The organism is Photobacterium sp. CCB-ST2H9 (assembly GCF_023151555.2).
In the GTDB taxonomy this organism is placed as follows: domain Bacteria; phylum Pseudomonadota; class Gammaproteobacteria; order Enterobacterales; family Vibrionaceae; genus Photobacterium.
This window is the reverse complement of sequence record NZ_CP100425.1, coordinates 915,685-939,021: the sequence shown is the minus strand read 5'-3', so window position 1 is coordinate 939,021 and position 23,337 is coordinate 915,685. Positions and strand designations below refer to the sequence as shown.

Sequence of the window (23,337 nt, the reverse complement as noted above, 5' to 3'; positions counted from 1 at the left end):
GATTAAAAAAAGCCGCTCCCTTGAGCGGCTTTATCATTTTACATCTTACAAATTTTCAGTTTTCGTTACGGAAACCCACACTTACTGGCAGTTTGCTGCACCCAGATCTTCCCAGACACCCCACTCACCAGTGGTTCCTGGTTCTTCACCTGTGGTCCACCATTTCGCTTTCCAGGACTTCCCGGCATGCGTCACGATATCCCCAGCGTTATACACGCCAGCGCTGCTCCAGGCATCGGTACAACCGGTAGAACCGCCGTCTTTCAGGACAGTCACAGTCACCGACTGAGTCACAGTGTCTGTGCCGTCAGATACTGCAACCGTAAAGTTCAGTGGTGTATCTGCGGTATAACTCCCTGCCGTGAAACTGACTGTCGCACCATTCACCGTTGCATTCACGCCTGCTGGCACTGTCCAATCAAAAGTCAGTGTATCGCCATCAGCATCAGTCGACTGAGACGCATCCAGTGTCACCAGAACCCCGGCATTCGCTGAAGTCGGGCCAGAGACAGCCACGACAGGCGCAGTATTTGAACCAGGTGCTTTCGCACTGACAGTCACGGTGTCAGTCGCTGTATCACCTTTGTCATCTGTCACAGTCAGGGTAAACACATACTGCGTGTCTGCTGTTACAGCCGGCACAGCAACTGTGGCTTTGACAGTCCCCGCACCAGTCAGTGTCAGAGCCGGACCACTAGTCTGAACCCACTGATAGCTGACAATCTGGCCATCGCGATCACTTGAGGCTGAACCATCCAGTGTTACAGTTGCAGCACCATTCACCTGTTGGTCAGCACCGGCATTAGCGACTGGCGCATAGTTACCACCACCGCCGGCCAGAGATTCCTGCATTGCATTCAGAATATCGCCGTTATCCGCATCGATTTCCCATGCAAACAGACCTGCAAGCCCCAGATTACGAACATACTGACCTTTCGCCATAACAGAACGCGGGTTGTCATATGTAATCAGATTTCCGTTGCTTGGATCATAAGCCCAAGGGCCTTCAGCCTGAGTATCATACCCTTTCACAACCGCGGCGTTGTTGATGTAATTCTTCACAACATCTTTATAGTCAATGACGCCCGCTTCCCAGGAACCCGGGACCGCACCCGTGCCTTTTCCGGTCATTGGGTTTGATGGATCCGTCATGCTCGCCTCAGTCACACCAGTCCAGCCACGTGCATACATGGCTGCACCCAGAACCAGTTTGTTGGCGGGCACACCTTGTCCCAGTAAACGCTCAATCCCATGTGATGCAGTATAAGCCGGACCTTTGCGTGGCTCACCGTTTTCATCCACACCCGTACCATTGCACTCATCGGCAGACATATGCGTGCCGCAGAACAATGCAGTCTGATGACCCGGTACATTATTCCAGCCGCCGAAGAAGTCATAGGTCATGGCGAAAATGTAATCCATGTACTGGATCGCATCTGCGTAGTTCACGACATCAATCTTGTCGTAGCCCACACCAATGGCTGATGTCAGTTCATACTGACGACCCGTTTCTGCTTCCAGATCATCCAGCATTGCACGCAGTTCACGCATCAGGGCGACATACGCAGGACCGTCTTTCACCGGATCACCCAGGTTTGGATTCGCACCTTTTCCGCCCGGGAATTCCCAGTCGATATCCACACCATCAAAGAATTTCCATGTTTTCAGGAACTTCTTCACACTGGCAACAAAAATGTCGCGCTTCGCCTTATCGGTGAATGAATAGAACGGGTCAGACAGTGTCCAGCCCCCCACAGAAGGGATCACTTTCAGATCAGGATAACGTTGTTTCAGCGCCATCAGCTGACCGTATGTCCCTTTATAAGGCGTACTGTAGCTGTGACCAGCCTGTGGCATCTGGACAGCCGCCCATGGATCATGAATCACGACTTCATAATCAGGCGTCCCCTGACAGGCGCGCTTCAGTGCAGCCAGACTGTTGCCGTTCTCAATTTCACCCAGAGAGTCATTCGGGCCACAGATTGGGATAAAGCCATACAGAATGTGAGTCAGGTTTTGTGCCGGTACTTTATCCACCGGGAATTTACGGCCGTAGACACCCCACTCAACAAAGTAAGCACCCACAACAGTGTTTGGGGGGGTCGTGTAATTTCCGTTATTCGGATCGACATTCATCGGCAGAGGATCCAGATGGCTGCCATCCGTATCTGCGACAACGATATTCGTCGCCGCGCTGCTGGTACACGCCTCTGCTGCCCCTGTGCCACTGCACAGTTCAACCGTCATGGCATACTGGCCACCCTGAGCCACAGAAAGGGTTGTGGAGCCCGCGCCACTTGATGCCGGAGCAATTGCTGTTTCAAAAACAACATTACCGTTTAATTTCACTTTCCAATGATCCGCCGGATCACCGGAGTAACGCTGCCAGGCAACCGGGACTTCAGCAGCAGGTTTAACAGTCACCAGGCTTGTATAGGCACTTGCGGCCTGATCCACTTCAATGATCGCGTAATCAGTTTCCATCCAGGCAATCTGAGGCGTGCCCGGAGCCGCCATTGCTCCCCACGACAATGTCACAGCGGCGATGCCAGCTGCGACAGGAGTCAACTTATTGAAAGACATGACTTGTTCCTTGAGTTAAAAAATAAATAAAAAGCATAGCCAGCAAGCTATGCAGTATAAGGAATAGTCGAGTTTCTTTATGTCTCAAAGAAAGAAAGTAAAAAAAATGATGCAAATGTTAATCTTTGTGATCTTCTGCCAGAAGGAATGCAAGCTGAAGCAAGATGAGACAGGAAAGTGATAAATCAAGCAAACAATCGATGATTGCGACGTAGGTTACTAAAATGAAAGAAAAAATGGAAAATTGTAAGCAGTTCTTAACAGTTTTAAGTCAGAAATGTGAGCAAAATACAAACAAACCCGACAAATCGCAACTCATGTTTTTATTTACAATAAATTAACATTAAATCACTTCAGCCCTTCACTTTAAAAAAAATCCAGAGCCATCAGTAGCTCTGGATTCTATGAGGAAAGCAGGATAATGACCTATTCGCTGTCGATTTCATCCAGATAATCGTCAAGGTACTCTTCATTTCCTGACTCTTCTGGTGCCGCAGCCTGCCCGCCGGCCCTGAAATTCTTATACTGAATATAGGCATCCCGCGTAAATACATAAGGGTCAGGAGAATTGTTCAGCATCGGTTCCTGTGACACCAGTTTTGCCCGGTTTTCCATCCCTTCCAGTGCCCATTTACCCGCACTTTGCCAGAACGTCAGTAAATTCAGCGGGAAATACAATTTATCAACCCAGTCTCCCGCACCTTCACGCAACGTGACCGGCCCGTATGCCGGGATCATGAAGTACGGGCCATTCCCGACACCATAATATCCAAGCGTATCCGGAAATGATTGCCCCCCCGGCGGCGAAATATCTGCTGCTGAGGCGATATCGATCAGACCACCCAGGCCAAAAATAGAGTTAATCCAGAACCGGGTAAAATGGTCAACCGCTTTCTCCGGGTTCTGCATCAAAAAGCTGTTGAGCATATTGGCTGGTTCTTCAAGGTTCGACAGGAAGTTTCTCAGCCCTGTACGTACCGGAGAAGGCACATAGTCTACATACGCCAAAGAAACCGGGCGGAGAAAGTAAGGATCCAGATAATCATAATTCACCGTCCACATCGCACGGTTGAAACCTTCAAAAGGGTCATAAACCGCACTTTCCGGCGTTTCAAGCGACTGGAGCTCTTCCGCCGTCAGCCCGGCCGCAGCCATCTCTTCAGCATCAAAGCCATATTCATCCCCAGCCAGTTTTTCAGGGGCTGGATCAGGCGGAGAACTGGCACAGCCCATCAGGGACATGCTCAGAAGAATGGATAAAAAAAGATTTCGACTCAATGTGTTAACCACTTATTTCAACGAAAACAGACTGGATAATGATATCCAGTCTGTTTTAGAACTGCCAGTATGTTTCAGGATATTGCTAAAACTGTGTATCAATTGTAATGGTTGTTTCCCCTCCCAGCGGGACAACACCACTTTCACCAAACCAGTCACCGTCTTTCGTCGCGACGTTCCCATCATGGTCAATTCGCGCCCGCACGATGAGGTTCGACTGCTTGGACATCAACCGGTCAGGCACCATGCTGTCGCTGTCTGTCAGTGTCAGCGTTAACGGGAAGCGGGACAACGGCAACCGTCTTGCCGCCAACGGCATCGGTGCACCGTCTGCAGTGTGAACAGACACAATCACCATTCCTTGCGCCGGCAGGGTAACGGAGGGGGCCAGATTCACCGTCACGGTTACCCCAGGACTCGGGTTTGCAGCACGCTCGATTTCTTTTTTGGCCTGAGCAATCCCGCCATCAATCATTCTGAGGCGATCTTCGCCAATCCCCGGCAAGCTTTTCATCTGCTCCCAGAACTGGATTGCTACCGGGTAATTGCCCTGACTGAACGCATCAAATGCCAGTAACGCCATTGCTTCAAAATTTCCCGGATGTCGTTCCAGCAGATGTTTCAGCATCGTCCGCGCAAACTGAAGCTGGCCCGGTTCGCCCCCCATCATCAGCGTCCGGGCATATTCAAGCTGTAGCGTTGGATCACTGGGTTCAAGATCCAAGGCACGTTTCATCGCGCCCTGTGCCGTTTCAATATCCCGGTTCGCAATACCGATCCGGCCAAGCAGCAGCCAGCCGGTCGCATCATTCGGGCGCTCATGTAAGCGGGTCCGCAGACCAAGCGTCAGATCATTCATTTCCTCATCCGTCAGCGGCTCAGCATTCTGAACCATCAGCTTTTGAGTCAATTGAGGCAGTCTGGAAACCGTTTCCTGCCAGACTGCAACTTTCTGCTGATTACCTACAATATGGTACAAGCCGTAAGACACACCAATAATGACCAGGACACCCGGCAACAATAACCAGGGCTTAAACAATGAATACTGCTGAACCTGCCCTGCCGGCACATCATCCAGCAGGGACTGCTGCAGCTCAACTTCCATTTCATCCGGATTGGCAATCAAGCCTTCGCTGCTCTCTTCTTTGAGCTCACCCAACCGGTCACGAAAGAAGGCTTTGTTCAGCTCATCCCGGCTGGCGACCTGATCCTGGTTGCTGCCAACGAAAGCAGGCACAATCAAAAACGCCAGTGCAATCAGCACCAGAATCAGGGTGGAAATCCAAAATAACGTCATTTTTTCACCTTGTTATCACCAGCCTGACTGCTGTTGTCTGCCTGTTGCTCCATTTCCTCAAGCAGTGCATTCAGACGTGCCGACTCTGCTGCATCCATGGTTTTCGTACCTGCGACGCCGCGTCGGGAACGGTAGACCAGCACACTGGCCCCGATCAGCAGAAAACACAGCGGTCCCAGCCAGAGAATCAACGTGGAAGGCATGACAGGTGGGTTATAAGTCACGAAGTTACCGTAGCGTGCAATCATATAATCAATGATTTCCTGCTTTGATTTCCCCTGTTCCAGCAATTCGAACACTTTCTGACGCATATCTTTCGCCAGCTCGGCGTTCGAATCTGCAATATTGTTGTTCTGACACTTCGGACAACGAAGCGTTGCTGTCAGATCCTGAAAGGCCACTTCCTGCTCATGCGACTTGAACTCATACACATCAATAGCGGCCTGTGCAGGCAGGCAGACTGAAAGCCAGCCAGCAATGCTCAGTACAACCGCTGCAATCCAGTGTTTCATCCTTTCGCTTCCTCCTGCAGTCGCTCGTAGATAGGCTTCAGAGTACTTTCCCAGTTTTGCGGATTCACATCCCCCACATGGCGATAGCGGATGATCCCTTTGGCATCAATCAGGAATGTCTCCGGGGCGCCGTAAACCCCCAGGTCCATTCCCAGCATCCCATTGCCGTCGAACAGGCTGTGCATATAAGGATTGCCCAAGTCATCCAGCCAGCGGATGGCTTTTTGTCGCTCATCCTTATAATTCAGGCCAATAATTTTAACGCCCTGACTGGCCAGCTGATTGAGATACTGATGCTCTGCATAGCAGGTCGGACACCAGGTTGCCCACACATTCAGCAGCAGCGGCTCCCCATGGAAAATGTCCTGCTGGTACAACGTGTCTGCGTTCGCTAAATCTTCCAGACGAAAAGCCGGAACAGGCTTCCCGACCAGGACGGATTCCAGGCGGGTCGGATCATCGCCGTCCGCATTGCGGGTCAGCTGCTCCATAAACACAGCCACCAGCGCGATAAAAATCACAAACGGGATAAAGAGCAGTTTCTTGTTCATCCATTCACCTCCGCCTGAGATACAGCAACATGTTCCTCAGCTTGCTCTGTTTTTTTGAAACGCTGACGGAATCGGTAGCGCTTATCGCTGATTGCCATTGCGCCACCCAGCGCCATCAAAATGGCACCGGCCCACAACCAGTTCACAAATGGCTTGTAATATATCCGGACCGCCCAGGCGCCATCATTCAGCTCCTCGCCCAATGCCACATAAAGATCGCGGGTCACACCACTGTCGATTGCAGCCTCCGTCATCATTGAGCCCGCCACTGAGTAGAATCGCTTCTCGGCATGCAGTTCAGTGATAAATTTACCGTTGGCTGTCACCACAAAGTCGCCGATGAAACCATCGTAGTTCGGCCCTTCCACATTGCGCAGACCGGCCAGACGGAAATCAAACCCTTCCACATTCACAGACTGACCCGGCGACAGGCGCACATCACGCTCCAGATCATAATTCGACACCAGTGTAATCCCGATCAGGGTGATCGCCAGTCCGATATGACCCAGCACCATCGCCCAGTGACTGCGGCCCAGCTTACCCAGACCGACCATCAGTGGATGCCGGTGTGTGGCGCGCTCATACAACTCATAGCCCTGCAAAATGATGATCCAGAATGCCATCACCAGCCCCAGAACAGCGAGCGGCTGGATCGGGTCCGGACGCAGCCAGAGCACCAGCAGGGACAACGGCAGTGTGATCAGCGCAGAAATGATCAGCGGACGACGGATATTGGCAAAATTCTCTCGCTTCCAGCGGACCAGCGGCCCGATTCCGAGGAAAAACGCAAAAGGAATCATCAGCCAGGTAAACAGTGTGTTGAAGAACGGTACACCAATCGAGACAGAACCCAACCCGATTTGCTTGTGCACCAACGGCAGCAATGTCCCAATCAGGACCACCAGTAACCCCGTGACCAGCAACAGGTTGTTTGCCAGCAGGAAATTCTCGCGTGAGAACAAGCTGAAGCTGCCGTGGGAACGGATCTTCGCACCACGCAACGCGTACAGCAACAGGGATCCGCCAATCACGACAACCAGGAAGCCCAGAATAAACATCCCGCGTGCCGGGTCAGAAGCAAACGCATGTACGGAAACCAGAACACCGGAGCGAACCAGAAAAGTACCGAGCAGACTCAGTGAAAAAGCCGAAATCGCCAGCAGGACCGTCCAGGCTTTAAAGGTTCCCCGTTTCTCCGTGACTGCCAGTGAGTGCATCAACGCTGTCCCGGCCAGCCATGGCATGAAAGATGCGTTTTCAACCGGATCCCAGAACCACCAGCCGCCCCAGCCGAGCTCATAATAAGCCCACCAGGAACCCAGCGCGATTCCCAAAGTCAGAAACGACCAGGCGGCAATTGTCCAGGGACGCGACCAGCGAGCCCAGGCCGTATCCAGTCGTCCGGTCATCAGTGAAGCAATTGCAAATGCAAAAGCGACCGAGAAACCCACGTAACCCATATACAGCATCGGCGGGTGAATAATCAGCCCCGGGTCCTGAAGCAGCGGGTTCAGATCACGGCCATCTACCGGGAAATAAGGCAGGGTACGGAGGAAAGGATTGGAGGTCAGAATAATAAACAGCAGGAAACCGACGGAAATCATCCCCATGACGGCAAGCACCCGGGCCACAGATTCCTGCGGCATCCCGCGGCTGAATGTTGCAACTGCGGCCGCCCAGGTCGCCTGAATCAGCACCCACAGCAGAAGAGAGCCTTCATGCGCTCCCCATACTGCCGTAATCCGATAGTACCAGGGCAGATTACTGTTGGAGTTGCTGGCCACATATGTCAGCGTAAAGTCGTTGCTGTAAAAGGCCCAGGCCAGTAAAACAAATGACAACAGCAACATCACAAAGACGCCGTAAGTCAGAGGCCTTGCCAGACGCATCAGTACCGGATTTCCCTGATGAGCACCGTATAAAGGATAAAAGCTGACCAGGAGCGATAACCCCAGCGCCAGGATCAGGCTGAACTGCCCTAACTCTGCAATCATTGCACACTACCTTGTTTTTGTTGGTCGGTGTATTCCAGCGGCTTGTGGTTTTTCTGCATGGCTTCCGCAACTTCCGGCGGCATGTATTCCTCATCATGCTTCGCCAGCACTTCATGGGCCTCTACCGTCGTTGCATCCACCAGAACACCCTGAGCAACAATGCCCTGCCCTTCACGGAACAGATCAGGCAGAATACCGTCATAACGGACAGTCACTTCAGGACCGACATCAGCTACCCGAAAGCTGACCTGCAGTGAGCTCGGGTCACGCGAAACCGAACCTTTGACCACCATGCCACCAATGCGCAGACGCTGACCCACTTCAGGCTTTGTCCCATCCGACTTACCCTGCACCAGTTCAGTTGGCGTGTAAAACAAATCCATATTCTGGTTCATGGCATACAGAACCAGGCCAACCGTCACACCCAGTCCAGCGAGCAGGGCAATGACAACAGTCAGGCGTTTTTTACGTCTTGGGTTCATAGCGTATTCTCCAGCTTCTCAGCAGCTTTAATGCGGTGCTCACGGGCTATTTTATTTTTGATTTCAGCTGCCAGATGACGACTTTGGCTGACACTGCGCCAGAGCAGAATCAGCAGAGATAAAGCAGAAATACCATAAGCTGTCCAGACATATCCGGCATACCCGCCCATAGCAAAAAATTCACGGATGGATTCAAAATGCATACTCACCTCACTGCATCAACTGGCGTACCCAGGGACGGTGGCTTTCCCTGAGCAAAATTTCATTTCGCAGGCGAATCAGTGTCACTGCGCCAAAGAAACAGGCAAAACCGACAATATTCAGCAGCAGAGGCCATAGCATACGACTGTCAATGGAGGGCTTGGCAAACTTTGTAATGGTCGCGCCCTGATGCAGGGTATTCCACCACTCCACTGAGAAATGAATAATCGGCAGATTAATCACCCCGACGATGGCCAGAATCCCCGCCGCTTTCGCCGCCGTTTTCTGATCATCAAAGGCGTTATAAAGCGCAATGACGCCCAGGAACAAAAACAGCAGAATCAGTTCAGAGGTCAGCCTGGCATCCCAGACCCACCAGGCGCCCCACATCGGTTTACCCCAGATGGCGCCGGTCACCAGTGCAATAAATGTGAAAACAGCGCCAATCGGTGCCATCGCTGCAGCAGCCATATCAGACAGACGAACCTGCCAGACCAGCCCGATAAAGGCAGCAACAGCCATCCAGAGATAAGCGCCCATCGACCAGATAGCTGCCGGGACGTGCAGGTAAATAATCCGGAAACTGTCGCCCTGCTGGTAATCAGCAGGTGCAAAAGCCAGCCCCCAGATCGAACCGATCGTCAGGCTGAGTAAAGACAAGACTGCAAACCAGGGCAGCAGAGTGCCGCACAGTTGGTAGCATTTTTCAGCTTTAGCGTAGGGATGTAACCACTTCCACATCTTTCAATACTCTATGATGATAATAATTATTGCTTCCAAGCTTTTCTGGTCAGTTCACACTAACCCGCAGCGAAGCTGCGATGGCAAATGGCGCCAGTGTCGCCGCACCTGCCAGCATCGCGCCCATCAGGGCCAGCTGCCCCTGATAGCCCATTCCCAAAGACGCGGCTTCTATTGCTGAGGTCGCAAAGATTAGCACGGGAATGAATAACGGCAGGATGAGCAAGCTCAATAATACCCCACCTTTGCGTAATCCAACCGTGAGTGCAACCCCTATCGCCCCCAGAAAACTCAGGGTCGGCGTGCCGATCAGCAGCGTCAGGACCACAGCCAGCCAAGTAGACCAGTCCAGCGACAATAAAATTGCCAACAAGGGACTGATTAATAACAATGGCAAGCCGGTCAGCACCCAGTGAGCAATCACTTTTGCCAGCGCCAGGACAGGTAAAGGCGTTGGCATGAGCATCATTTGCTCCAGGGATCCATCAACAAAATCATCACGGAATAAGCGCTCCAGCGACAGCAGTGCAGCCAGCAAAGCAGCCACCCAAATAATGCCGGGCGCAATTCGTGCTAACAGGTTCGGCTCAGGCCCGATCCCCAGCGGAAACAGCGTGATGACAATAATAAAAAACCACAGCGGGTTAAACACATCTGCCTGACGACGAAAAGCGATCAGCAATTCTCGCCGGATGACCTGATACATCGAAGACAACATTCTACAGCGCCTGCCCCAAGGTAATTTTGCGCAGACGATCCTGCGAGGAAAACATATCCTGATGCGTGGTCAGCAGTACAGTACCCCCACGTTCAGTATGGGACACAAACAGCTGTTCCAGCACTTTTACTCCATGTTTATCAATCGCGGTCAGGGGCTCATCCAGAATCCACAATGGATGATTACTCAGCCAGAGCCTTGCCAGCGCCACTCGTCGTTGCTGACCTGCAGACAGCTGACCCGCAGGCACATCTTCACGGCCCGCCAGACCGACATGCGCCAGCGCTTGCCAGATCGCATCCTCACCCTGCACTTTAGCCTGCCCCGTCAGTGCCTCGTTGTGACGGAGCTCATGCATTGCCTGGAAAAAAGCCAGGTTTTCGTAAGCCGTTAATTCGCGCTTCACCCCAGTTTGATGTCCCAAAAACAACATCTGGCTATGATACTCTTCACGGACATGGACTATCTTGTTATCGTGCCAGTAAACGTCACCGGCATCCGGCTGTCCCAGTCCGGCGATAATGCGTAACAACGTGGTTTTCCCTGCACCGTTGCGACCTTCAATCTGAACCAGTTCGCCGGGAGTGACAGAAAAATGAAGATCATCGAACAGCACACGTTCATCGCGGGTACAGCTCAATCCGTTCACTGACAACATAGTGATGCGTCATCCTGAGTGTGTTAAATCATCCCCGGATAATATCACAGCGACGAATATCTTTGTTAGTTTCAGGCTGTTATCAATCCGGTAGCAAGGTAAGTAAATGTGACCTCTATATCTCAAACTTCGGCTTATCAGACAGCCATCAACAATACGTCGCGGGCAGCAGAATCTCAGGCAACCGGGACCGTAACCCAGACGGCCTCGCCCCAGCAGACCGGTGCGACTTTATTCCAATCCGGGAATCAGATCAGCCAACTTTCACACTTGTTAACACAACTTCAAGTGTTGCAACGATTATTCGGCCATCTCCCCCCGAACCTCAGCACACAGGGGTCCCCGGTTGCACAATGGCTGACGCAGTTAGTGCTGCCTCAGTCTCCGGCAGAGATTGTCCGGTGGCTGCAGCAGGGAGCCGGCAAAGACAGCCTGAAGGCGCTGGTGACCCAGTTATCTCAGCCGGACAGCCCGCTGGCGAAACTGCTGGCCAGCTTGCCGGACAACGTCCAGAGTGAGCTCAAAGCACTGATCCGCCTGGCTGCCGAGCAGAGAATTGCCGGTAATCCGGTCGGACGCGATGAAAACACCCCCTTTATTCTCCATCTGCCTCAGGCAAACGGGCGTGAGATCCGGCTCAGTGTGCAATCCAGAGACACGCAGTCAAAAACTACCAAAAAGCGCCCGGGCCGCAGTTGGGTCGTCACGCTGGGCTTGCCCGTTGGCGAACAGGACAGCCTGCAGGCAACGGCTATCTGGCAGGATGAGAAACTCAGCCTGAGCTTTGACAGTGCCCAACCTGCAGTTTTGCAACACGCGGAATCTTTATCACCTCAGCTGACCCGTCGCCTCAAAGCTCTGGAAATCAAATGCGAAGCGGTCTCTTTCCGACTCACTCCGGTTGCTGAGGACAACGACCCGATCATGGCCCCGCAATGCGGCATCAGGATAAGCGTATGAATAAAAAACAAAACAGCGCCATCGCGTTAAGTTACGACGGCTATGAAACGCCTTACGTTGCTGCCAAAGGCTATGATGACTGGGCAAAAGAAATTATTGAGCAGGTGAAAGCTCAAGGCGGCTTAATTCATCAGGATCCGGTACTGGCCGAGTATCTGAACCGACTGGAGGTGGGCGATGATATTCCACCGGCCCTCTTTGTGGTAATTGCAGAACTGATTGCGTTTTCCTGGGTCCTGAACGGAAAAACCCCTCCCGGATGGGAAGGGTATCAACCTGTGAATGAAACAGCATGAAGCTCGGAAGTGACAGGCATCCGGGATGCCTGTTTAACGACGGCGCTTACTCATGCGTTGCTGTAAGCGAAGTAACAACTCAGCTTCAGCCTTTGGCAGATCACATTCTTCCATGAGCTCATTCACGTCAGCCCCCAGCTCAACCATTTTACTGGCGCGACTGTACAAACGGCCCTCAGGATCCTGCATGGCCATTTCTCCCTGACGTTCAGACAATTCATCCTGCTGACGTGCCAGATCAGCCATTTTATTGCTCATGGCGATTGCGCCGGCACGCAGTTCATGGAACTGTTTGGTTAAGCTTTCTTGCTGCTGTCTGGCTGTTTTCAGTAACAATTCAGCCGCAGAAAACTTTGATTCAAGTTCCTGACGTGCTTTTCGTTCACGCTTGACCAGCACAACAGCAATTACAACCGCCAGCAAAGAAACAGCCAGCGGCAGCCATTTAAGCAACAGTTCTGGCATCACAGGTACGCCATCTCATCCCATTCTTCATCAGACAGGAGCTTATTCAAATCAACCAGAATCAGTAATTGGTCATCTCGGTTGCTGACGCCCTGAATAAACTTGGCGCTTTCATCAGTTCCCACGCTTGGTGTGCTGTCAATTTCAGAGCTGCGCAGGTAAACCACTTCCGCAACACTGTCGACCAGAATACCAATGACCTGTTTTTCAGCTTCAATGATCACGATCCGGGTATTATCCGAAATATCTCCTGGTGTCAGGCCGAAACGGGCACGGGTATCAATTACTGTCACGACATTGCCGCGCAGGTTGATAATACCCAGCACATAATCCGGAGCGCCCGGAACTGGTGCAATTTCGGTGTAACGCAGAACTTCACGGACCTGCATTACATTAATACCGTAGGTTTCTTCTTCCAGCTGGAAAGTGACCCACTGTAATACCTGGTCGTGACTGTCTTCTTTTTGAATTTCGGCAACATTTACCTGCGACATGCTGTTTCCTCTCCGGCCTTTGTCACACAATACTGTTCACGTCTAAACCCGCTTTCAGCATAGAAATGAGTTCGTTGACATGAATTAAAGCACACATTTTCTCTTTCACCATACCCGCCAGCCAGGGCCGTTTGCCTGCCTTTTCACGCCAGCGAACACTATGTTTTGTCAGGGTTTCTGTTCCGTGAAGTTGATCACAGGCCAGCCCCCATTTACTTTCACCCAACATCACCACATACCGGTAGTTTTCCCGGTGGTCATCGTTGTGTATGGATTCAGGCATGACCCAGCGTGCTGTGTCGACCACATCCAACTTACGGTGCTGCTCAGACTGCAACCCCATATACCAGCTCGGGCGACCAATCAGGTGACTCAATTCACCTAATTGATGAATTCCGCCCAGTTCTGTCAGTGACACCGCGAACGTCACGCCATTCACGGAGAAAAACAATGCCTGAAACTCAGACTGACCACTGGATGCCGGCAATTCCCAGGACGGCGGCGGTGGTTCTGAGGTCAATTCAGGTTCAGGCTCTGCCGTCGTTTCCGGGACCGGCTCAAAATCCGGCGCAGTCACCTGAGTTTCTTCCGGAACAGATAGTTCTTCGACGGCCACATCATTAAGGATGTCCGTCTCAGCAGAAGTGACAACTATTTCCTCTTCAGGCTGAGAGCTGGTTTCCATAACCGGGCGCGAAACTTCCGGTTCGGTCACGGATGGGGCCTCTGCCACTTTCGGCAGGGTCTGCATCAGCCAAAAATCATCTTCCGGCTCTGCATAAGGCGCAATCGCAGGCTCCGGCTCCTGAAATATGAGCGAAGCTGGTTCCGGTAAGGGCTCCGGAAAAATATCTTCAACCGTTTCCGTAATTGACGTTTGGAACGCTTCCTGAGCCGATTCCTGCAGCATTTCACTGTCTTCAAACCAACCGGGTGCATTCAGTCCGGTTTCAACCGGCTCTGCATCGTCCTGCAGTTCCAGTGCCGCCAGCTGATGCTGATCTGCCACCCAGGCTTCACTCTCGGAGATCACCTGTGCCTGCATGGCTGACATCTGATCCAGCAAACGCTGTAACTGGTCTAAGTCAGCCTTACTGCGAGGCGGTGTGAACCTGACCTCAGGAACACGGAGCTCCGGTTCCTCATCCGCAATACCGGATAGAGATGACGCCGGTACGGGTGATGGAATAGGTGTCGCCATCGCCCGCAAAGACGGCGGTTCAGCCCCGACAGCGGTCAGCGAACCCTCTGAATCGGCAGATTCATCCAGCAAGTTGAAATCAAAGGGCTGATGAACTGCGGTTTGTGCAGCCATATCCGCCAGTACTTCAACCGGCTCCTCTTCCTGAAGCTCTGCTTGAAGCTCTTCCTGCGGCTCTTCGTGAACCGGCTCTGTTGCCAGCTCAGAAACCATTTGAGGTGCATCATCAGGCGTGGCATCTTCACTCTCCTGATGCGCCGGGGCTGCCAGCTCCGCAGAATCCGGGTCTGTCAATACGTCATCAGGCTGCTGGGAATCATCCAGCAGCCCGAAAAAATAATCATCGAGTGCCTGTTCACTGGACAGCTTGAAGTTATCGTTCATCTTGACGAAGCCGCTCCAGGTAATTCAAAAGTGTTTTATAGGCATAGACGCCACGTGAACCGCGTGCATACAAAGACGGTGGCATGTGCTTGATACTGGCATCACGGAACTTGGTATCAATCGGCACCGCCGAGGCCCAGACCTGATTGGCGTAGCGCACTTTCAGTTCCTGCAGGGTCTCAAGCGACGCCCGGGTCCGCTTGTCATACATGGTCGGCACAATGGTGACTTTGAAATCACTCGGACGGGACTTTTGCATGATCTGCAGTGTTCGCATCATACGTTCCAGACCTTTCATGGCCAGGAACTCCGTTTGTACCGGGATAAGGATGCGATCGCTGGCCGCCAGCGCATTGACCATCATCACCCCAAGAATGGGCGGACAGTCAATCAGCACATAGTCATACTCTTCATTCAGGCATTGCAGCGCCTTTTTCAGGATCAGTCCCATCCCGCTTCGGGTCCCCATCACCCGATCCAGTGTTGCCAGTGACATATGGGCCGGCAGCAGATGAATGTGCTTATACCGGGTCTCCAGTACCATAGGTTTGACTGTATCACGGTTGATGGTCGACAGCTGGAATAGGTCAAACAGGCTGGCATCAAGACGATCAGCATCAAAATTAAAGTAAGTGGTCAGAGACGAGTGCGGATCGGTATCCACCAGTAGCACCCGTTTGTTCCGCTCACTTAACAAGCCCGCCAGACTGACAGTTGTCGTGGTTTTACCCACACCGCCTTTCTGATTGGCAATACTCCAGACTACCACACCCGCTCCTTAAGCTAAGCCGACCTCAATCAGAATACGCTCAGCAATTCGATCTAACGGTAAATCCTCGGAAGAGATTCCTGCTTTCGCCACTGCCTGCGGCATCCCGTATACCACGCAGCTTTCTTCATCCTGCGCCCATACCGTTGCACCCGCAGATTTCAGCATGCGAGAGCCGTCCCGGCCATCTGCACCCATCCCGGTCAGGATCATCGACAGTACTTTGTCGTGATAAACCTTGGCTGCTGAACCAAAAGTCACATCCACACATGGCTTGTAGTTCATGCGATCGCCGCCATCAATAATTCGCAGGCGGCCATTGCCCGGACGGCCTTCCAGCATCATCTGCTTCCCGCCGGGAGCCAGATATGCAGTTCCTGCACGCAGCACATCACCATCTTCAGCTTCTTTCACGCTGATCTTACACAAATTGTTCAAGCGGGCAGCAAAGGCCGCGGTAAAGGTCGCTGGCATGTGCTGGACCAGTACAATCGGGTAAGGAAAATTAGCTGGTAACTGAGTCAGAATTTTTTGCAGCGCAACCGGACCACCCGTTGATGTTCCGATAGCCATCAGCTGATAAGACTTGCCTGTCGCCTTGAAACGAGCGGCAGGACGAGCTGGTGCTGAACGGGTCTGCGTTGTCGCAGACGCAGTACTGAGCGTCGTACGCGCGGTGGTCAGCGGACGACTTGTCGCCGCTGTGGCCGTACTGACTGCCGGACGAGCCGGTACTCTCATGAACAAACGCTTACGGGCCAGTTCACCCACACGCTTTTGCAGCAGTGACACCGCCTCATCTTTATTACGGGCAATGTCTTCAAATTTTTTCGGCAGAAAATCCAGTGCCCCGGCATCCAGCGCATCCAGTGTCGCCTTTGCCCCTTCGTGAGTCAGAGAAGAGAACATCAAAATCGGCGTCGGGTTGGTTTTCATGATTTCGCGCACTGCGGTGATACCGTCCATCACAGGCATTTCGATATCCATCGTGATGACATCCGGCTTTAAAGTCCGCGCTTTTTCAACGGCTTCCTTACCGTTGACAGCATCGCCAATCACTTCCAGACGCGGATCCGCATTGATAATTTCACTCACCCGGCGGCGGAAAAAACTGGAGTCGTCCACCACCAAAACTTTTACAGCCATTTTATTTCATTCCGTATGCAATCAGGCACGAATGATCAGGGGCTGTGCGCCCCTGTTGATTGTTATTATCTGCGGCCTGCGTAATGTTTCAGAAGGTTTGGCACATCAAGAATCAGGGCAATATGACCATCACTGGTGATGGTTGCGCCTGCCATACCCGGCGTACCTTGCAATAGCTCATCCAGCGGCTTGATCACCACCTCTTCCTGACCAATCAGAGTATCGACCACGAAGCCCATGCGCTGATGACCAATCTGTACAATCACCACATGACCCAGCTGACGGTCGCGCTTCTCTACACGATGGCCAATCAGCCAGTCCTGCAGATAGAAGAGCGGAATGGCCTTATCGCGTACGATAATGGTCAATTGCCCGTCCACCACGTTGGTCTTGCCGAGATCCAGATGGAAAATTTCATTCACACTTGCCAGCGGCAGCGCAAACGGCTGGTCAGCAACACCGACCATCAGGGTTGGCAAAATCGCCAGCGTCAACGGCACTTTAATATCAATGCGCGTGCCTTTACCCAGGTTCGAATCAATATGGATGGAGCCATTCAACTGGCTGATACCAGTTTTCACTACGTCCATACCCACGCCCCGGCCGGAGATATCTGAAATCTCTTTCTTGGTCGAGAACCCTGGCGCAAAGATCAGGTTGTAACATTCGCTGTCAGACAACCGGGCTGCCGCATCAACGTCCATCACACCGCGTTCAACAGCGATCTGACGCAGACGATCCGGGTCCATACCGCCACCATCATCTTCGATGGTCAGCAGAATATGATCCCCTTCCTGTGCTGCCGACAGCAGGACAGTACCGATTCGTGACTTACCGGCTTTCTCGCGGACATCGGGCATTTCAATCCCGTGGTCAACTGAGTTACGCACCAGGTGAATCAGCGGATCTGCCAGTGCTTCCACCAGGTTTTTATCCAAATCTGTTTCTTCACCGCGCATTTCAAGCACGATTTCTTTTTTCAGGCTGCGGGCCAGATCGCGAACCACGCGCGGAAAGCGACCGAACACTTTCTTAATTGGCTGCATGCGGGTTTTCATCACCGCACCCTGCAGATCAGCCGTCACCACATCCAGATTGGCAACCGCTTTCGACATTTCTTCGTCGTTGCTGTTCTGCCCCAGACTGATGAGACGGTTACGGACCAGCACCAGTTCACCCACCATATTCATGATGGTATCCAGAGTCGACGTATCGACGCGAACCGTTGCCTCAGCCTGTGGTTTGCTTTTTTCTTTCAGCGCAGTAGTTTTCCGCTCAGCCAAAGGCTGCGGTTTTTCTGCCACTGGAGGTGTAACCGGCTTCGGCTCTGCTTTCGGGGCCAGAGCAGATGCAGGTTTGGTCGCAATGGCCAGCTCTTCGTCAGAAGGCCCTTTACCGGAGCCATGCAGTTCATCCAGTAAACGTTCAAATTCATCGTCCGTCATCAGATCGCTGTCGCCTGACGCACTGACTTTCGTTTCAGGCACAACCGCCTGCGGCGCTGCGGCGGCGACTTCGTCGCCCGGCCCTTTTCCGACACCGTGGAGCTCGTCTAACAAACGCTCGAACTCGTCGTCTGTAATATCACCGTTGTCGATATCCGTCGACACCGGTTGTGTCGGTGCTTTCACTTCTGTCGCTGCCGCGCTCGGGCCAGCCCCGGAGCCATGCAGCTCATCCAGTAAACGTTCAAACTCGTCCTGGGTAATTTCGTCGACAGAATTTCCGGCAATCGCAGATTGATTCGGATCGGCCTTCGGTGCTACTTCCTGGACTGGGGCTGCGGCGGCAACAGGCTCTGAAACCGTCTCAGCTGCCAGTTCTTCCGGGCCTGGTGGCTGACTGTAGTAATGCAGCGCATCCAGCAGGCTTTGCTCTGCAGAATCGATCGGTTCACGATCCTGCAGCTGAGAAAACATCACATTAATGGTATCTAACGCCTGAAGGATGACATCCATCAGCTCAGACGTGACCGTTCGCTTACCCGTACGCAACAGGTCAAAAATATTCTCGGCGCCGTGACAGGCATCAACCAAAGGTGTCACCGCCAAAAATCCGGCACCACCTTTTACCGTGTGGAAACCGCGAAAAATCGCGTTCAGCAGGTCGGAATCTTCCGGACGACGTTCCAGGTCAACCAGCTGCTCAGAAAGTAACTCCAGAATTTCCCCTGCTTCGATTAAAAAGTCCTGCAGGATATCTTCATCTAAATCAAAGCTCATAAGCTTCCCCTAAAATCCAAGGCTTGATAGCAGATCATCAACATCATCTTGAGTAGACATCACGTCGGTACGTCCGGCAGTGTTGATAATCGGCCCTTCCGGAGAGAGTGGCTGTTGTTTTTGATTGGTGTCAGCGATGCCTTCATTTTGGTCAATCCCGGCTGCTCTCAGAATTTCGACCAGTTGATGCTCCACTTCATGAACAAGTTCAATAACCCGGCGTATCACCTGGCCAGTCAAATCCTGGAAGTCCTGCGCCATCAAAATCTCAGTCAGGTGCTGGTGCAGCTGCTGGCTGTCCCCTTCCACCTGAATCAGAAGCGCATCAATTGCATGACAAAGCGATTTAAATTCACTCAGCGTGATGTCGCCCTGCATTAATCGCTGCCATTGGGGTTTCACTTGCAACAGGCGCTCCTGCAATAAATCAGCAATTGGCAGAGTGCCTTCAACTGCATCCATTGTTTTGTTAGCAGCTTCTTCTGTTTTATCGATCACATAAGTCAGACGACCACGTGCATCAGGAATGTCCGTGGTTGCCAAATCGGCAATCCGGGGGTCCAGGCGAAAGTTTCGCAGTGAATCATGTAATTGACGGGTCAGCTTACCCACTTCCATATACATGGGATCTCTGCAATCCGTCACCATGCTCCGGAACAGCTCATTGGCTTCCGCCCGCTGGTTCGTCTCCAGCAGGTTTACCAGCTCTCTCGCCTGTTCAAGTGAAATCATATGTGTCTACCCTTGTTCGCGTCAGACTGACGGCATCACTGCATACGTTCGAAAATCTTATCCAGTTTTTCTTTCAACGTGGCAGCGGTAAACGGCTTCACGATGTAGCCATTCACACCGGCCTGTGCCGCTTCGATGATCTGCTCACGCTTTGCTTCTGCAGTAATCATCAGCACTGGTAAGTGTTTCAGGTTTGCATCCGCACGAATTTGCTTGAGAAGATCAATGCCCTGCATTCCTGGCATGTTCCAGTCGGTGACCACGAAATCGAAGTCGCCCTTCTTCAACATTGGTAACGCTGTCAATCCGTCATCCGCTTCCTGGGTGTTGTTAAAGCCCAGATCACGCAGCAGGTTTTTGACAATACGGCGCATTGTTGAAAAGTCGTCAACAATGAGGATTTTCATATTTTTGTTCAAAGTTGCCTCCACTGAGGTCACAGTGTTTTCTTCTAAATCGTGTGTTTATGAAGCAGTCCAAGCGGAGAGCTTGGCCCGCAAACGTTGCATTGCCTGACTGTGAATCTGGCAAATACGGGATTCACTGACACCTAAAACGGCACCAATTTCTTTGAGGTTAAGTTCCTCGTCGTAATACAACGACAACACCAGTGCTTCCCTTTCAGGTAATGTCCGGATAGCGCCGGCAAGTGCCTGGCGAAAACTGCCATCCGCGACATCCTGAAAAGGCAGGTTTTCTGCCATTGAATCTTCGGTTGCTACCGTATCTTCAGAGACACCGAGGTCGTCCATACCCACTAGGCGACCACAATTAACATCATTTAATGCCTGATGGTACTGTTCCAGTGTCATTTCGAGATATTCAGCAATTTCCTGATCATTAGGGTCACGGCCGAAGCTGTGCTCTAACTGTGCAATGGCTTCTGATATCCGTCGGCTGTTCTTGTAGACCGAACGGGGAACCCAGTCACCACGCCGGATATCATCCAGCATGGCTCCTCGAATGCGTATACCGGCAAAGGTTTCAAAACTGGCCCCTTTGCTGGGGTCATAATTCTGTTGTGCTTCCAGCAAACCAATCATGCCAGCCTGGATCAGGTCTTCCAGCTGCACGTTGGGCGGTAATCTTGCCATCAGGTGATGCGCGATACGCTTCACCAGTGACGAATACCGCTCAACAAATGCATGGGGTGTTTCCTGATATCGGCCGTATGTCAGTGCTTTACTCACCCAGAGGTACCTCTTCAGGTGTTGGTTTAACTAATAACTTTTCGACAAAAAATTCCAGATGTCCGCCCGGATTGTTTGGCACAGGCCAGGTCAGCGCTTTATTGGCAAGCGTGGTCAGTGCCAGAGCAGCCGGACTGCGCGGAAAGGCTTCCACGACAACTTTTTGACGCTTGATAGACTGACGAACCCGGTCGTCGAGCGGAATGCAGGCAACCAGCTCCAGGTTTGCCTGAAGGAAACGTTCCGTCACCCGGGTCAGCTTGGCAAACAGCTCACGACCTTCGCGATAACTGCGCACCATGTTGGCGACAATTTTGAACCGCTGGACATGATATTCACGGTTCAGAATTTTAATCAGCGCATAAGCATCTGTAATGGAAGTCGGTTCATCACAGACTACAACTAGTACATCCTGCGCTGCGCCAGCAAAACTCAGTACCATATCTGAGATCCCGGCAGCAGTATCCACCAGCAGAACGTCAATTTCATCTTCCAGTGTCGCAAACGCACGGATCAGCCCGATATGCTGCGCACTGGTCAGTTCCGCCATATTCTGCGTTCCGGAAGAGGCCGGTACGATTTTGACGCCGTACGGGCCTTCAATGATGATGTCCTGTAAATCGCATACACCGGACAGCACGTGAGACAGGTTTCGACCCGCACGCAGACCCAGCATCACATCCACATTGGCCAGCCCGAGATCGGCATCCAGAACCATCACCCGCTTCCCCTGACGGCCCATTGCGAGCGCCATATTCAGCGTGATGTTCGTTTTGCCGACCCCGCCCTTACCACCGCTGACGGTGATCACTTTGGTTGTGGCCAATTTTGTCATACGGCGCAAACCGCTTGCTTGATCGTGCATCATTTTCTCAATCATAAATGTCCGCCCCCTGGCTCTCTGCACTATCGCTGTTCCAGAAGTGGGGTTGCTGGCCCATATCGTTTTCCAGCAATTCATTGGCACGGTTCACCAGGAAGCGGCCTGTCGCGACTTTAATGTCCTCAGGTACACGCTGTCCGTCAGCCAGATAAGCAATTGGCAAAGCACTGTCCAGTGTTACGCTGATCACTTCTCCCAAACTGAGTGTTTCATCCAGTTTGGTCAGCACGCAGCCCGATAACGGGATACGACGGAAGTGCTCAATGGTTTCGTGCAATACGCGGCGCTGGGAGGTCGCCGGCAATACCAGAAAACTACGGATATGAGAGCCACTATTGTGCATCAGGGTATCCAGCTGCTCCTGCAGGCGCAGATCCCTTTGTCCCATCCCGGCTGTATCCAGCAGGACAAGACGGCGATGCCGTAACTGGTGAAGTATATCGGCCAGTTCCTCGGCATCTTTAGCAACTCTTACCGGACAGCCGAGAATTCGTCCGTAAGTGGCCAGTTGCTCATGGGCACCAATCCGGTAAGTATCCGTTGTAACCAGGGCGATTTCATCCGGTCCGAAGTCCATGGCAGCCCGGGCGGCCAGTTTCGCGATGGTGGTGGTTTTCCCCACCCCGGTCGGACCCAGCAGAGCGACCACACCACCGGTTTCGAGGATGCAGTCATCTGTCGTAATAATTTGATCGGACAATAATTGAAGCAGGGAGCTCCATGCCTTATGCGGCGCCACATCCTCAGGGATATAGCAGGCCAGCTGATCCGCAAGTTCTGCAGACAGCCCCATTTTTTCCAGGCGCTTAATCATCATCGCCCGCATCGGCTCACGGCGCTCAACTTCCTGCCACATCAGACCGGACAGCTGGTGCTCCAGCAGGCGGCGAATCGAAGCCATCTCTGAGCGCATCGCGTCCAGCTCGTCATCCCGGCGGGATGAGCGCGCTTCATAACGGGTTGGGTCCAGACGGTTCTGGGCATAGCCGTTGGCTGTGCTCTCTGGCTGCGACGCATATCGTCCGCCCGCATGGCTGGCAGATTCAGCGTCATTGTTCTGACGATAATTGTCGTAACCGTTACTGCGCTGCGGTTGACGCCCCCCGGCACCATAAGGATGCTGCGACTTGCGACGATCGCTTCCGTAACCGTTCGTCTCGGCCTTGGCACGTTTCGAAAAGTCATATCCCTGACGTTCATCGGCCTGAGCCAGGTGTTTCGACTGGCGTTGCAACAACGCGGACAGCGAGTCGACTTCCGTATCCTGTTCCTGAGAGTAATTCTGCAGCACCTTGGCAAAGCGGCCGCCAGCAGCATTCTGCAGCTGAACTTTATCATCAGCGAGCTTACGTCTGGCCTCACCAAAGCGCTCTGCCAGTGCATCACGTGCAGGCTGTGACGGTGATGGTACCGGCGCTTCCGCCGTATCATTATCGACGGCTGCGACAATCTCCACACCACCGGTCACTTTCTTATTTGACATGATCACTGCATTCGCCCCGAGCTGTTCCTTCACTTCGCTCAGTGCAGTTCGCATGTCCTTGGCAAAAAATCGTTTAATTTTCAATTTTGTCTTCCCA

General features: G+C 52.5%; 24 protein-coding genes. 2 read left to right on the top strand and 22 right to left on the bottom strand.

The genetic code is table 11. The annotated features are described in order from the left end of the window. Positions 1 to 81: 81 nt before the first annotated feature. The 11 genes from L4174_RS04565 to ccmA all read right to left on the bottom strand — a co-directional run bounded on the left by L4174_RS04565 (position 82) and on the right by ccmA (position 11,015). Positions 82 to 2,583 carry a glycosyl hydrolase family 18 protein gene (locus tag L4174_RS04565; RefSeq protein ID WP_248143660.1) on the bottom strand — a complete coding sequence of 834 codons (2,502 nt, stop codon included), beginning with the start codon at positions 2,581 to 2,583 and terminating at the stop codon, positions 82 to 84. 426 nt (positions 2,584 to 3,009) lie between these two features. Beyond that, positions 3,010 to 3,861: an MlaA family lipoprotein gene (locus L4174_RS04560; protein WP_248143658.1), complete on the bottom strand. Its 852-nt coding sequence runs from the start codon at positions 3,859 to 3,861 to the stop codon at positions 3,010 to 3,012. A gap of 85 nt (positions 3,862 to 3,946) precedes the next feature. Continuing rightward, positions 3,947 to 5,158, bottom strand: coding sequence for a c-type cytochrome biogenesis protein CcmI (ccmI, locus tag L4174_RS04555; protein ID WP_248143656.1), 1,212 nt, complete (start codon positions 5,156 to 5,158; stop codon positions 3,947 to 3,949). Beyond that, the gene (locus L4174_RS04550) at positions 5,155 to 5,670 is read right to left on the bottom strand and encodes a cytochrome c-type biogenesis protein (protein WP_248143654.1); all 516 of its coding nucleotides are present in this window, start codon (positions 5,668 to 5,670) and stop codon (positions 5,155 to 5,157) included. The genes ccmI and L4174_RS04550 overlap by 4 nt, the downstream gene beginning before the upstream one ends. Beyond that, positions 5,667 to 6,221, bottom strand: a complete 555-nt coding sequence (locus L4174_RS04545; RefSeq protein ID WP_248143653.1) for a DsbE family thiol:disulfide interchange protein — start codon at positions 6,219 to 6,221, stop codon at positions 5,667 to 5,669. Before L4174_RS04545 ends, L4174_RS04550 begins: the two co-directional genes overlap by 4 nt. Beyond that, positions 6,218 to 8,215: a heme lyase CcmF/NrfE family subunit gene (locus tag L4174_RS04540; RefSeq protein WP_248143652.1), complete on the bottom strand. Its 1,998-nt coding sequence runs from the start codon at positions 8,213 to 8,215 to the stop codon at positions 6,218 to 6,220. The genes L4174_RS04545 and L4174_RS04540 overlap by 4 nt, the downstream gene beginning before the upstream one ends. Further along, positions 8,212 to 8,697, bottom strand: a complete 486-nt coding sequence (ccmE, locus tag L4174_RS04535; RefSeq protein ID WP_248143651.1) for a cytochrome c maturation protein CcmE — start codon at positions 8,695 to 8,697, stop codon at positions 8,212 to 8,214. Before ccmE ends, L4174_RS04540 begins: the two co-directional genes overlap by 4 nt. Beyond that, the gene (ccmD, locus tag L4174_RS04530) at positions 8,694 to 8,900 is read right to left on the bottom strand and encodes a heme exporter protein CcmD (protein WP_248143650.1); all 207 of its coding nucleotides are present in this window, start codon (positions 8,898 to 8,900) and stop codon (positions 8,694 to 8,696) included. The genes ccmE and ccmD overlap by 4 nt, the downstream gene beginning before the upstream one ends. A 7-nt stretch (positions 8,901 to 8,907) precedes the next feature. Further along, the gene (locus L4174_RS04525; RefSeq protein WP_248143649.1) at positions 8,908 to 9,639 is read right to left on the bottom strand and encodes a heme ABC transporter permease; all 732 of its coding nucleotides are present in this window, start codon (positions 9,637 to 9,639) and stop codon (positions 8,908 to 8,910) included. A 49-nt stretch (positions 9,640 to 9,688) separates the two neighbouring features. Then, on the bottom strand, positions 9,689 to 10,357 hold the full coding sequence (gene ccmB, locus L4174_RS04520) for a heme exporter protein CcmB (protein WP_248143647.1): 669 nt from the start codon (positions 10,355 to 10,357) through the stop codon (positions 9,689 to 9,691). A 1-nt stretch (position 10,358) separates the two neighbouring features. After that, positions 10,359 to 11,015, bottom strand: coding sequence for a cytochrome c biogenesis heme-transporting ATPase CcmA (ccmA, locus tag L4174_RS04515; RefSeq protein WP_248143646.1), 657 nt, complete (start codon positions 11,013 to 11,015; stop codon positions 10,359 to 10,361). Positions 11,016 to 11,123: 108 nt separating this feature from the next. Here ccmA and L4174_RS04510 point away from each other — a divergent pair, with 108 nt between their 5' ends. Both L4174_RS04510 and L4174_RS04505 read left to right on the top strand, forming a co-directional pair. Further along, the gene (locus tag L4174_RS04510) at positions 11,124 to 11,975 is read left to right on the top strand and encodes a hypothetical protein (RefSeq protein WP_248143645.1); all 852 of its coding nucleotides are present in this window, start codon (positions 11,124 to 11,126) and stop codon (positions 11,973 to 11,975) included. After that, positions 11,972 to 12,271 (top strand): EscU/YscU/HrcU family type III secretion system export apparatus switch protein, encoded by a 300-nt coding sequence (locus L4174_RS04505; RefSeq protein WP_248143644.1) that lies wholly within the window; start codon positions 11,972 to 11,974, stop codon positions 12,269 to 12,271. Before L4174_RS04510 ends, L4174_RS04505 begins: the two co-directional genes overlap by 4 nt. A gap of 33 nt (positions 12,272 to 12,304) precedes the next feature. Here the strand turns inward: L4174_RS04505 and L4174_RS04500 are convergent, their stop codons facing one another. The 11 genes from L4174_RS04500 to flhF all read right to left on the bottom strand — a co-directional run bounded on the left by L4174_RS04500 (position 12,305) and on the right by flhF (position 23,324). After that, a complete protein-coding gene (locus tag L4174_RS04500; protein ID WP_248143643.1) occupies positions 12,305 to 12,736 on the bottom strand; it encodes a DUF2802 domain-containing protein in 432 nt (143 codons plus the stop codon). Then, positions 12,736 to 13,230 (bottom strand): chemotaxis protein CheW, encoded by a 495-nt coding sequence (locus tag L4174_RS04495; protein WP_248143642.1) that lies wholly within the window; start codon positions 13,228 to 13,230, stop codon positions 12,736 to 12,738. The genes L4174_RS04500 and L4174_RS04495 overlap by 1 nt, the downstream gene beginning before the upstream one ends. Before the next feature lie 22 nt (positions 13,231 to 13,252). Then, entirely contained in the window at positions 13,253 to 14,815 is a 1,563-nt protein-coding gene (locus tag L4174_RS24100) for a chemotaxis protein CheW (RefSeq protein ID WP_371929373.1), read from the bottom strand. After that, a complete protein-coding gene (locus L4174_RS04485) occupies positions 14,805 to 15,584 on the bottom strand; it encodes a ParA family protein (RefSeq protein WP_248143641.1) in 780 nt (259 codons plus the stop codon). Before L4174_RS04485 ends, L4174_RS24100 begins: the two co-directional genes overlap by 11 nt. A gap of 9 nt (positions 15,585 to 15,593) precedes the next feature. Beyond that, positions 15,594 to 16,730: a chemotaxis response regulator protein-glutamate methylesterase gene (locus L4174_RS04480; protein WP_248143640.1), complete on the bottom strand. Its 1,137-nt coding sequence runs from the start codon at positions 16,728 to 16,730 to the stop codon at positions 15,594 to 15,596. Positions 16,731 to 16,795: 65 nt separating this feature from the next. Continuing rightward, positions 16,796 to 18,952, bottom strand: coding sequence for a chemotaxis protein CheA (locus L4174_RS04475; protein ID WP_248143639.1), 2,157 nt, complete (start codon positions 18,950 to 18,952; stop codon positions 16,796 to 16,798). Between the two features lie 9 nt (positions 18,953 to 18,961). Beyond that, entirely contained in the window at positions 18,962 to 19,684 is a 723-nt protein-coding gene (locus tag L4174_RS04470; RefSeq protein WP_248143637.1) for a protein phosphatase CheZ, read from the bottom strand. Between the two features lie 35 nt (positions 19,685 to 19,719). Continuing rightward, entirely contained in the window at positions 19,720 to 20,091 is a 372-nt protein-coding gene (cheY, locus tag L4174_RS04465; protein WP_211649870.1) for a chemotaxis response regulator CheY, read from the bottom strand. A gap of 57 nt (positions 20,092 to 20,148) precedes the next feature. After that, positions 20,149 to 20,874: an RNA polymerase sigma factor FliA gene (locus L4174_RS04460; RefSeq protein WP_248143635.1), complete on the bottom strand. Its 726-nt coding sequence runs from the start codon at positions 20,872 to 20,874 to the stop codon at positions 20,149 to 20,151. After that, positions 20,867 to 21,754 carry a MinD/ParA family protein gene (locus L4174_RS04455; RefSeq protein WP_248143633.1) on the bottom strand — a complete coding sequence of 296 codons (888 nt, stop codon included), beginning with the start codon at positions 21,752 to 21,754 and terminating at the stop codon, positions 20,867 to 20,869. Before L4174_RS04455 ends, L4174_RS04460 begins: the two co-directional genes overlap by 8 nt. Further along, positions 21,747 to 23,324: a flagellar biosynthesis protein FlhF gene (gene flhF / locus L4174_RS04450; RefSeq protein WP_248143631.1), complete on the bottom strand. Its 1,578-nt coding sequence runs from the start codon at positions 23,322 to 23,324 to the stop codon at positions 21,747 to 21,749. The genes L4174_RS04455 and flhF overlap by 8 nt, the downstream gene beginning before the upstream one ends. Between the last annotated feature and the right edge of the window lie 13 nt (positions 23,325 to 23,337).